The organism is Massilia sp. DD77, assembly GCF_036961685.1.
In the GTDB taxonomy this organism is placed as follows: Bacteria; Pseudomonadota; Gammaproteobacteria; order Burkholderiales; family Burkholderiaceae_D; genus Telluria.
The window spans coordinates 72,562-82,865 of the sequence record NZ_JBAMDH010000029.1 but is presented as its reverse complement, the minus strand read 5'-3'; the positions used below and the strand labels follow the sequence as shown (position 1 = coordinate 82,865).

Sequence of the window (10,304 nt, the reverse complement as noted above, 5' to 3'; positions counted from 1 at the left end):
AGTTAAAATTTGCTCCTGGCAGCACAAATATTGCTAATTCTGCTACAAACCCTCTGCAAAGGCAGAGGTATCGCTTATCCCGGACAGCAGTGCGCGAAGGCGGGGATCCAAGTTTAGCGTCTCGACAGCCCAAGCAAACTTGGGTCCCCGCCTTCGCGGGGATGACGGTTTGTGGGCTAACTAAGCCCTGCGAACTGGGCCAGAATGACTACAGGAATGGCCCCGGAAAGCGATTCCGGCGCCGGTAGCGGGTGATACAATGACACGCTTTTTGTGTAGAACAAATGCCCCTACATACCTTTTGATAGGCAGCTAATAATATGACCGAATTCACACCTCTCCGCCACATCCCGCACGCCAGCGTGTTCCGCAAAGGCGACGTGTTCGTCCTGTTCGGCGAACTGTTCGGCCGCGGCTATGTGAACGGCCTGATCGACGAGGCCCGCGCGGCCGGCATGACCATTGTCGGCATCACCGTGGGCCGCCGCGACGAGTCCGGCGCCCTGCGCGCGCTGACTGCGGAAGAACACGCCGAGGCGGAAGAGAAGCTGGGCGGCCGCATCATCAACGTGCCGCTGATGGCCGGTTTCGACATGGATGCGCCTGAAGGCGAGCAGAACCCGACCGAAATGCTGTCGGGGATCACCCTGAAGAACTGGCAGGAAGAAAAGCTGGACTGGGCCAAGATCGAGCGCTGCCGCGAAGCCGGCGTGCGCCGCTTCACCACGTCGGCCGCCGCCGTCATGGGCGAGATCGACAAGCTGGTCCCGCAAGGCGCCAATGTCTTCTTCGCCCACACCATGGCCGGCGGCATCCCGAAGATCAAGGCCTTCCTGGCCATCGCCAACCGCATCTACAAGGGCCGCGGCGAGCGCTTCATGTCCTCGCGCGCCCTGCTCGACAGCGACCTGGGCAAGCTGATCCTGATGAACTTCGACGAGGTCACCGCCAACACGCTCAAGTACCTGATCGATGCCTCCAGCAAGATCCGCGAACGCGTGACCGCGGCCGGCGGCGAAGTGCGCTACACCGCCTATGGCTACCACGGCACCGAGGTCCTGATCGGCGGCGAGTACGTCTGGCAGACCTACACCAACTACACCCAGGGCTACGCCAAGATGCGCCTGGAGTCGGTGGCCGAGGCGGCCTGGAAGCAAGGCGTCTGGGCGACCGTGTTCAACTGCCCGGAAATCCGCACCAATTCGTCCGACATCTTCGTCGGCGTCGAACTCCCGCTGATCCCGCTGCTGAAGGCGCTCAAGCGCGAAGGCGGCGGCGCATGGGCCGACGAGCAATGGCGCATCTGCCAGGACCTGCTGAACGAGGGCGTCTCGCTGCAGAGCGTGCTGGACAAGCTGGAAGGCTATAACCAGGACGCGACCAGCGCCCACTTCCGCAACTTCGAAGCCTGGCCGATGGACAACACCCCGGAACTGGCGGACGTCATGATCGGCACCTCGGACGAGATCACCTCGCTGCACAAGGACCGCAAGGCCCTGATCACCGACCACCTCTCCAGCTTGGTGCTGGAAGGCGCCGGTCCGCTGATGTTCCATGGCGCGGCCGAGAAAATCGCCCCGGTGCTGTGGCTCAGCCACGACATCATCGCCCGCCAGCTGAACGAGCTGCACAAATAAGCTTGACGCGGGACGCGCGGGGCAGAAGAATCTGCCCCGTCTCCCGCTTACTTCTTTAAAGAATCATGATCTTCAAGAAACAACACTCGATGTACGAATCCGAGCACACCAAATTCATCAAGGAACTGAAGGGCCAGCTGCCGGGCATGGAAGAACGCCAGCAGGCGGGCCGCGCCCTGCTCTGGGACAAGGCTCCGCTGTCGCTGGACGAACAGGCGCGCATCAAGGAATCGCGCCTGCGCCAGAACGCCTACCCCTACCAGGCCAAGGTCTGAGCTAGAAGGCGCCCATGCTGCCCGACCAGGCCGCGCAGGAGCCGGCCGAACCGATGCCGGCATCCGGGGCGCCGCCTCTTCCAGCTGGTGACACGGCGGACGCCGCCGGCGCCATCGCGCGCCTGTACGGCGAGCCGCTGACGCGCCTGCCGAACGACCTGTACATCCCGCCGGATGCGCTCGAGATCTTTCTCGACGCCTTCGAAGGTCCGCTCGACCTGCTGCTCTACCTGATCCGCAAGCAGAACTTCAACATCCTCGATATCCCGATGGCGCAGGTGACCCTGCAATACCTGGAATACGTCGAGCAGATCCGCCAGCACAACCTGGAGCTGGCGGCCGAATACCTGCTGATGGCCGCGATGCTCATCGAGATCAAGTCGCGCATGCTGCTGCCGCGGCGCCAGGACGACCTGGTCGAGGACGTGGGCGATCCGCGCGCCGAACTGGTGCGCCGCTTGCTGGACTACGAGCAGATCAAGGGCGCCGCCGTCCAGCTGGGCCAGCTGCCCCAGGAAGGCCGCGACTTCCTGCGCCCCGCCCTGTTCGTCGAACAAGGCCTGGCGCCCGCCTGGCCGGAGGTCGATCCCTGGGACCTGCAGCGCGCCTGGCTCGACGTCCTGCGCCGCGCCAAGCTGACCCAGCATCACCGGATCAGCCGCCAGGAGCTGTCGGTGCGCGAGCACATGTCGGCCATCCTGCGCACCCTGCAGTCGCAGCGCTTCGTCGAGTTCGGCGAGCTGTTCGCGGGCCAGCACGGGGTTCCCATCGTGGTAGTACACTTTGTGGCCATGCTCGAACTGGCGAAAGAAACCCTCATCGAAATCACCCAGGCCGAGCCCTTTGCGCCCATCTATGTGCGCCTGGCCTATTCGCCGGCCTGAGGCCGGCATTCACCTTCCTGTCAGCCCATGAAAATCATTTCCTCCATTGACGAATTGCGCGACCAGTTGCGCGGCCAGCTGCGCACCGCTTTCGTGCCGACGATGGGCAACCTGCACGAGGGCCACCTGTCCCTGATGCGCCTGGCGCGCCGCCACGGCGACCCGGTGGTGGCCTCGATCTTCGTGAACCGCCTCCAGTTCGGCCCGAACGAGGATTTCGACAAATACCCGCGCACCTTCCAGGACGACGTCGCCAAGCTCGAAAAGGAAGGCGTCTACGTGCTGTTCGCGCCGACCGAGAAGGACATGTATCCGGAGCCCCAGGAATACCGCGTCCGCCCGCCTGACGGCCTGGGCAACACCCTGGAAGGCGAATTCCGCCCCGGCTTCTTCGAAGGCGTGTGCACGGTCGTGACCAAGCTGTTCTCCTGCGTGCAGCCGCGCGTGGCCGTGTTCGGCAAGAAGGATTACCAGCAGCTGATGATCGTGCGTAACATGGCGCGCCAGTTCGCCCTGCCGACCGAGATCATCGGCGCCGAGACCTTCCGCGCCGAGGACGGCCTGGCCCTGTCCTCGCGCAACGGCTACCTGTCGGCAAGCGAGCGCGCCGAAGCGCCGGTCCTGTACCGCCACCTGAACGCCGTGGCCGAGGCCGTGCGCGGCGGCGAGCACGACGTGGCGGCCGTGGAAGCGCGGGCCATGGCCGAACTGGCCGGACGCGGCTGGCAACCGGACTACGTCTCGGTCCGCAAGCGCATCGACCTGCAGGCCCCGAGCGCCGCCGACATGGAGCGCGGCGAACCCCTGGTGGTGCTGGCCGCCGCCAAGCTGGGCAGCACGCGCCTGATCGACAACCTCGAGATCTGACGCTGTTGTTTTGTTGAGTGATAGTAAAACAACACTGAAGCTTGCGAAATTGCAACATGAAGTGAACGGGCGTATATTAGTAGTTTCACTTACTGCTCACGCCCCAGGATCCGCCGTGAACGACACTGTCATCGCCATCGCCCGCAAGGGCCCACCGAAACCCGCCGACGCCGTCGCCCGCATCGGCGGCAACCTCGAGCCGCACGAAATGCGCGACCCGTTCGACATCGGGGAAGCGCTGACCACCCTGGCGGAGCGCGGCGACGCCGTCACCGTGTTCCCGTCCGGCCACCTGGAGCCCCTGCTGGCCCGGATCGAATCGGTGGACCCGGAGCTGCCGCATTTCGTGCTGGACTTCACCGGCAGCGAGATGCCGCCGCCGGGCAAGCTGATCTTCGTGGCCTCGATCGGCGGCAACGCCAAGCTGCAGTTCGAGCTGGAGGGCGAATGGCCGGCGCTGGACGGACGGCCGATGATGGTGCACGCCGAGTTCCCGGAAAGCTGCCTGGTGCTCAACCGCCGCGCCGCCCGCCGCATCGAGACCCCGGTGGGCGTGAACTACACCGCCAGTTTCGCGCTGCAGGGACGACAGTACGAGCTGCCCCTGTACGACTTCTCGCAAAGCGGCGTCGGCCTGCGCGCGACGCCGGACCAGTGCTTCGGGCTAACGGTGGGAAAGAAAATCAACGGCGCCCGGCTGGAGCTGGGACCGGCGCTGACCCTGATCGCCGACCTGGAAGTGCGGCTGCTGCGGCCGTTCAAGACCTTCCTGCTGGGCGAGCAGGTGCAGGTGGGCTGCAGTTTTGCGAGTATCTCGATGCAGATGCAGCAGACGCTGGAGCGCTTCGTGACCAGCGGGGTGCCGGAGCGGAGGGCGGCGCGCTAGGCGCTGTCGATTTAGCTGAGAAACTTGGGCGGAACAATGCCAATGGCATTGTTTCGGCCTTCGCGGGGATGACGTTTACAAGCTAACGAATACCGCTGCGCTGGCTATGCCCTGCTGCCTCAACCCGTCATCCCCGCGAAGGCGGGGACCCAAGTTTGCCGGCGAACCTACACCGCCACACTCTGCGCCCACGCCAGCGCCGACAAATGCGCCTTGTTGACCTCGAGCGGACTGATATCCAGCGAAGCTGCCAGCGAGGCCACCAGGTTGGAATTCAGTTCGCAGGCCTCCGCCAGCGCCAGGAAAGGCCCATACTTGCCTTCACGCTTGAGCAGGGCCACCACCACCTCGTCCGGCAGCGGAATCGTCTCCAGCACCTCCTGCATCGGCAGCCCGAGCAGGCGGTCCAGCAGCGAGAACATGCCCGCCACGAACAGATTCTCCCCTTCCCCGCGTCCCAGCCGGATCTCGCCCAGCAGCTCGGCCAGGCGGCCGCGCACGACGGCGGTTTCCATCAGCACCGGCGAATAGCCGCTCTGGCTGGCCGTGGCCAGCAGCAGCACCAGCCAGCGGTACAGGGGCGCATAGCCCATCAGCGCGATCGCCTGGCGCAGGGAATTCACCTCGCGCCCGGCGCCGAAGCCGGCGGAATTGATGAAACGGAGCAGCTTGTAGGTCAGCGCCGGATCGCGCTTGAGCACATCCTCGATCTTGGGCACGTCCTCGTTGTTCTGCACCATTTGCATCAGCTGCAGGATGGTGCCCTGGGTCGGGTTCATGCCCTTGACCGGGTTGCCCGGGCGCGGGGTCAGGTGCAGCTTGCCGACGAAGGCGTCCAGGCCGAGCGCGGCGCAGGCGTCGAAGTCGGCCCAGGTGGCCACCGGGCGGCCCACCATGCGTACCGCCGAGTGCTTGGCGGCGGCATAGGTACGCGCCTGCTCTGCCACGTCGAGGCCGGTGAAGCGCACCTCGACATACGAGGCATAGGGAGACAGGTTGCGCGCCAGGATGTTCATGTCGGCGCCGCGGATCGAGATCCCGACCCCGCCCGCGCGCACCGCCTGCACGGCGGCGCGCACGCCGGTGTCGGTCAGCTGGCGGATGTTCAGGGACAATACCGTCTTCTCGGGCGGCAGCGCATGCAGGGCGTCGGTCGACAGCATCGCCGGCACCGCGTCGAGGAAGAGCAACTTGTCGCGCAGCAGCCAGCCGAGTTCCTCGTGCTGGACATGCTCGGCCACGAAGCCGACCAGGTCTTCCAGCTGCTGGTCGGTCACGGCCTGGCCGGCTTGCTGCTGCCACGAGAGTTCGTAGCCGATGACCCGCTGCTTGGCATCGAGCAGCGGTTCACGAACGATGAAGTTAGTTTGATGCATGGTGCGCCGTGGTGGGGTCAACCCGTGGAGTGCAACCTACGTGAAACGCGTTGCGCGGCGCGCGCTCAGAATCCGAGACTGTCGAGCAGGTCGTCGACCTGGCCCTGGTCGGCCACGACTTCGCTGCGGCCTTCCGGGTTGATCTGCGGGCCGTTCAGCAGGCCGTTGTCGAGCTCGCGCTTGATTTCGCTGGGGGCGAAGTCGATCAGCACCTGCACCAGCTGCTTCTCGAGATTCTGGGCGATGCCCGTGATGCGGCCGATCACCTGGCCGGTCAGGTCCTGGAAGTCCTGGGCCATCATGATGTTCATCAGCTCGCCGCGCGTGGCGGCGGCGCCCGCGCGCGCTTCGTCGAGCGCGCTCACCGTGCGCATCGCCAGCGCACGCCAGTCGGCCTCGGTGGCGCCGTTGTCCAGCAGGGCTTGCCAGCTCGAGGACAGCTCGGCCGAACGGGTCTCGATCGCGTCCTGCAGCGGCGAGGCCGCATCGGTGGCGTCGAGCACCTTCTTGGCCGCTTGCTCGGACAGGCGCGCCACGTAGTCGAGACGGTCGCGCGCATCGGGGATGTCGCTCGCAGCCTTTTCGATCAGCTTGTCGAGGCCCAGCCCGCGCAGGCTCTCGTGCAGCGCGCGGGTCATGTGCCCCACCCGGCTCAGGACCTCTTCGTGCGAGGTCTGGACGGTATTCTGTTCAAGCATCTCAGGCCCCGGCTTTGTCGAGTTTTTCGAAGATCTTGTTGAGCTTCTCGTCCAGGGTCGCGGCCGTGAACGGCTTGACCACGTAGCCGCTGGCGCCTGCCTGGGCGGCGGCGATGATGTTTTCCTTCTTCGCTTCCGCGGTCACCATCAGCACCGGCAGCTTGGCCAGCGCGGGGTCGGCACGGATGTTCTGCAGCATGGTCAGGCCGTCCATGTTCGGCATGTTCCAGTCCGACACCACGAAGTCGAAGGACTCGCTGCGCAGCTTGGCCAGCGCCATCACGCCATCTTCGGCCTCGTCGACGTTGGCGTAACCCAGTTCCTTCAACAGATTCCGCACGATGCGGCGCATCGTCGAGAAATCGTCAACAACCAAAAACCGCATCTTTGGATCAGCCATGAATTACTCCGTTTGAATCTTTTAATCTGGTTAGATGGTGAGCGCTGCTTTACAGCCTCAAGAATAGCATTTTTGTTGCCGTACGGCGATAAAATGGTCGGAAAAGCACCCCGTCCGGATCAAACACGCAACGCCCGGCTGCCCTGGGCGGCCAATTGTTCCATGACCATGCGCGGCAAGGCCTGCAAGGGCCCCACTTCGTGGGCGGCGCCGATGGCGATCGCCTCGCGCGGCATGCCGAACACCACGCAGGTCGCCTCATCCTGGGCGACGTTGTAGGCCCCCGCCTCGCGCATTTCCAGCATGCCCGCAGCGCCGTCCTTCCCCATACCTGTCAGGATAACACCAACCGCATTCTTGCCGGCGGCCTGCGCGGCCGAACGGAACAGCACGTCCACCGAGGGCCGGTGCCGGTTGACGGGCGGGCTCTGCTCGATCCGGGTCATGTAGTTGGCGCCGGAACGCGTCAGGAGCAGGTGTGAATGCCCAGGAGCAATATAGGCATGGCCGGGCAGCACGCGCTCGTTACCCTGCGACTCGACCACGCTGATCTTGCACAGCGAATCGAGGCGCTTGGCGAAAGAGGACGTGAAGCCTTCCGGCATGTGCTGGGCGATCAGGATGCCCGGGCAGTCCGAGGGCATCTGCATCAGGAACTCGCGGATCGCCTCGGTGCCGCCGGTGGAGGCGCCGATGATGATCAGTTTTTCCGACGAGATCAAGGGGCTGCGCAGGGCCGACAGGGGCACGCTCGCGCCCGCCGGCTGGGCCTTGCGCGGGGCGATGCGGGCGCGCGCGGCGCCGCGGATCTTGTCCGCGATCATGTCCGCATACTCGCGCATCCCGGTCTGGATCGACAGCTTGGGCTTGGTGACGAAGTCGACCGCGCCCAGTTCCAGCGCCCGCATCGTGATTTCCGAGCCGCGCTCGGTCAGCGAGGACACCATCAGCACCGGCATCGGGCGCAGGCGCATCAGCTTTTCCAGGAAGTCGAGGCCGTCCATCTTGGGCATCTCGACGTCCAGGGTGAGCACATCCGGGTTGTGCTTCTTGATGAGTTCGCGCGCGACGAGCGGATCGGGGGCGGTCGCCACCACTTCCATGTCGGGCTGGGAGTTGACGATCTCGCTCATCACGCTGCGGATCAGCGCGGAGTCGTCGACAATCAGCACCTTGGTCTTCATGTTGTGTCCCTTTCGAATCAGAACAGATCGATAGCGCCGCCGACCGGCTCGACCTTGAGTCGCTTGGCGTAGTCGAGTTCGCGCTTCGCCAGCGTATCGTTTTGCGTTTGCATCAGCTTCTTCACCAGCACCTTGCCGGTCTTGGGGAAGAAATACACCTTGCGCGGATAAATGTCGTTCAAGTCCTCGGCCAGCACCGGGATGCGTTCGGTCTTCAGGAACTGCATCACGAAGGAGGCGTTGCGCTCGCCCACGTTCATGGCCGAGAAGCCGCGCAGCACCGCGCCGCCGCCGAACACCTTGGCTTCCAGGTGTTCGCGCCGCGCACCGGCCTTGAGCAGGTCGTTGATCAAGACCTCCATCGCGAAGGTCCCGTAGCGCATCGAGGCCGACACCGGATTGCCGGCTTCGCCGCCGTCGGGCAGCATGAAGTGGTTCATCCCGCCCAGGCCGGTCACGCGGTCGCGGATGCAGGCCGAGACGCAGGACCCCAGCACGGTCACGATCAGCATGTTCTTGCCGGTGTAGTAGTACTCGCCAGGCAGGATCTTGGCGGCGTCCACGTCGAAGGTACGGTCGTAGTAGACGTTGGTGGCGAACTGGCTATTCATGGTGTGGCCTGGTGGGCGCTCAGGCGCCCCGTTGGTCGAGCTCGTACACGGTCTTGCCGCGCAGGCGCAGCGAATCCGACACGTACAGGAAGTTCTCGGAATGGCCCGCGAACAGCAGCGCGTGCGGCTTCATCAGCGGCACGAAGCGGCTCAGGATCTTGCGCTGGGTGTCCTTGTCGAAGTAGATCATCACGTTGCGGCAGAAGATCGCGTCGAAGGGTCCCTCGACCGGCCAGCCGTCGGCCAGCAGGTTGAGCTGCTTGAAGCTGACCAGGCTGCGCAGCTCCGGGCGCACCCGCGCCATGCCTTCGTGGCCGCCCTTCCCCTTCAGGAAGAAGCGCTTCAGGCGCTCGATGTCCATCTTGTCCACGCGTTCCATCGGATACACGCCGTTGGCGCCGGTGGCCAGCACATTGGTGTCGATGTCGGTGGCGACGATCTGCACCGGCGGCGTGAGCGTGTTGAAGGCCTCGCAGGCCGTCATCGCGATCGAGTACGGCTCCTCGCCGGTGGAGGCGGCCGAGCACCACACGGTGATCGTGCGGCGCTCGCGCTGATGCAGCGCCTTCAAATGCTCGGCGAGCAGCGGAAAGTGGTGCGCCTCGCGGAAGAACGAGGTCAGGTTGGTGGTCAGCGCATTGGTGAAGGCTTCCCACTCGGCCTGCATGCGGCCCGCTTCCAGGTCGTCCAGGTAGCGCCCGAAGGACTGGATGCCGGTCGCGCGCAGGCGCCGCGCCAGGCGGCTGTAGACCATTTCCTGCTTGCTGTCGGCCAGCGAGATGCCGGCGCGCTGGTAGATCAGCGCGCGCACGCGTTCGAAGTCACGGCGTGTGAAATCGAACTCCTTGACGGTGTCTGCTTTTTGCTGCGGCACTTTGCCTGCCTTTTATCTCGTTGACCGATTGCCCGTTCCCGGGTCGCCGGTATCTGCTCCGTGCCTTGCCGAATTCCAGATCGTCCCGTGCTCAGGCCGCGATCTTGTCCATCAGGCCCATTTCGCTGGACGACATCAGCTTGTCGATGTCGACCAGGATCAGCATGCGCTCGTCCACGGTGCCCAGGCCGATCATGTATTCCGAATTGAAGGCGGTGCCCATTTCCGGGGCCGGCTTGATCTGGTCAGGGCTCAAGGTGGTCACGTCCGAGACGCTGTCCACCACCATGCCCATGATGCGCCCGCCGATGTTCAGGATGATCACGACGGTGAACTGGTCGTACACCGGGGTGCCCAGCTTGAACTTGATGCGCATGTCCACCACCGGGATGATGATGCCGCGCAGGTTGATCACGCCCTTGATGAATTCGGGAGCGTTGGCGATGCGGGTCACGGCTTCGTAGCCGCGGATCTCCTGGACCTTCAGGATGTCGATGCCGTATTCCTCGGCGCCCAGCTTGAAGGCCAGGAATTCGCTGCCGGCGCCGTCATGCACGGTGCCGTCTGCCGGTTTGTTGGTCTGTACAGAGGACATGTTCAGCTCCTATCGAT

General features: G+C 64.6%; 12 protein-coding genes. 5 read left to right on the top strand and 7 right to left on the bottom strand.

Going from position 1 to position 10,304, the window contains the following annotated elements; translation table 11 throughout:
- Window positions 1–320: 320 nt before the first annotated feature.
- The 5 genes from V7778_RS17985 (at window position 321) to V7778_RS17965 (ending at window position 4,549) form a co-directional block, all read left to right on the top strand.
- On the top strand, window positions 321–1,637 hold the full coding sequence (locus V7778_RS17985) for an enoyl ACP reductase FabMG family protein (RefSeq protein ID WP_335557758.1): 1,317 nt from the start codon (window positions 321–323) through the stop codon (window positions 1,635–1,637).
- Window positions 1,638–1,702: 65 nt separating this feature from the next.
- Window positions 1,703–1,912: a DUF3460 family protein gene (locus tag V7778_RS17980; protein ID WP_335557756.1), complete on the top strand. Its 210-nt coding sequence runs from the start codon at window positions 1,703–1,705 to the stop codon at window positions 1,910–1,912.
- Between the two features lie 14 nt (window positions 1,913–1,926).
- Window positions 1,927–2,796 carry a segregation and condensation protein A gene (locus V7778_RS17975; protein ID WP_335557754.1) on the top strand — a complete coding sequence of 290 codons (870 nt, stop codon included), beginning with the start codon at window positions 1,927–1,929 and terminating at the stop codon, window positions 2,794–2,796.
- 27 nt (window positions 2,797–2,823) lie between these two features.
- A complete protein-coding gene (panC, locus tag V7778_RS17970; RefSeq protein ID WP_335557752.1) occupies window positions 2,824–3,663 on the top strand; it encodes a pantoate--beta-alanine ligase in 840 nt (279 codons plus the stop codon).
- Window positions 3,664–3,778: 115 nt separating this feature from the next.
- Complete coding sequence (locus V7778_RS17965) at window positions 3,779–4,549, top strand: flagellar brake protein (RefSeq protein WP_335557751.1); 771 nt, start codon at window positions 3,779–3,781, stop codon at window positions 4,547–4,549.
- A gap of 167 nt (window positions 4,550–4,716) precedes the next feature.
- Here the strand turns inward: V7778_RS17965 and V7778_RS17960 are convergent, their stop codons facing one another.
- The 7 genes from V7778_RS17960 to V7778_RS17930 all read right to left on the bottom strand — a co-directional run bounded on the left by V7778_RS17960 (window position 4,717) and on the right by V7778_RS17930 (window position 10,287).
- On the bottom strand, window positions 4,717–5,925 hold the full coding sequence (locus tag V7778_RS17960; protein WP_335557749.1) for an EAL and HDOD domain-containing protein: 1,209 nt from the start codon (window positions 5,923–5,925) through the stop codon (window positions 4,717–4,719).
- A 65-nt stretch (window positions 5,926–5,990) separates the two neighbouring features.
- Complete coding sequence (gene cheZ, locus V7778_RS17955) at window positions 5,991–6,623, bottom strand: protein phosphatase CheZ (RefSeq protein ID WP_335557747.1); 633 nt, start codon at window positions 6,621–6,623, stop codon at window positions 5,991–5,993.
- A 1-nt stretch (window position 6,624) separates the two neighbouring features.
- Window positions 6,625–7,023 carry a chemotaxis response regulator CheY gene (gene cheY / locus V7778_RS17950; protein WP_005666673.1) on the bottom strand — a complete coding sequence of 133 codons (399 nt, stop codon included), beginning with the start codon at window positions 7,021–7,023 and terminating at the stop codon, window positions 6,625–6,627.
- Window positions 7,024–7,142: 119 nt separating this feature from the next.
- Window positions 7,143–8,207, bottom strand: coding sequence for a protein-glutamate methylesterase/protein-glutamine glutaminase (locus V7778_RS17945; protein ID WP_335557739.1), 1,065 nt, complete (start codon window positions 8,205–8,207; stop codon window positions 7,143–7,145).
- A 17-nt stretch (window positions 8,208–8,224) separates the two neighbouring features.
- Window positions 8,225–8,818, bottom strand: a complete 594-nt coding sequence (gene cheD / locus V7778_RS17940; RefSeq protein WP_335557736.1) for a chemoreceptor glutamine deamidase CheD — start codon at window positions 8,816–8,818, stop codon at window positions 8,225–8,227.
- A gap of 19 nt (window positions 8,819–8,837) precedes the next feature.
- A complete protein-coding gene (locus V7778_RS17935) occupies window positions 8,838–9,692 on the bottom strand; it encodes a CheR family methyltransferase (protein ID WP_335557733.1) in 855 nt (284 codons plus the stop codon).
- A gap of 91 nt (window positions 9,693–9,783) precedes the next feature.
- Window positions 9,784–10,287, bottom strand: coding sequence for a chemotaxis protein CheW (locus V7778_RS17930; protein ID WP_335557732.1), 504 nt, complete (start codon window positions 10,285–10,287; stop codon window positions 9,784–9,786).
- Window positions 10,288–10,304: the final 17 nt, after the last annotated feature.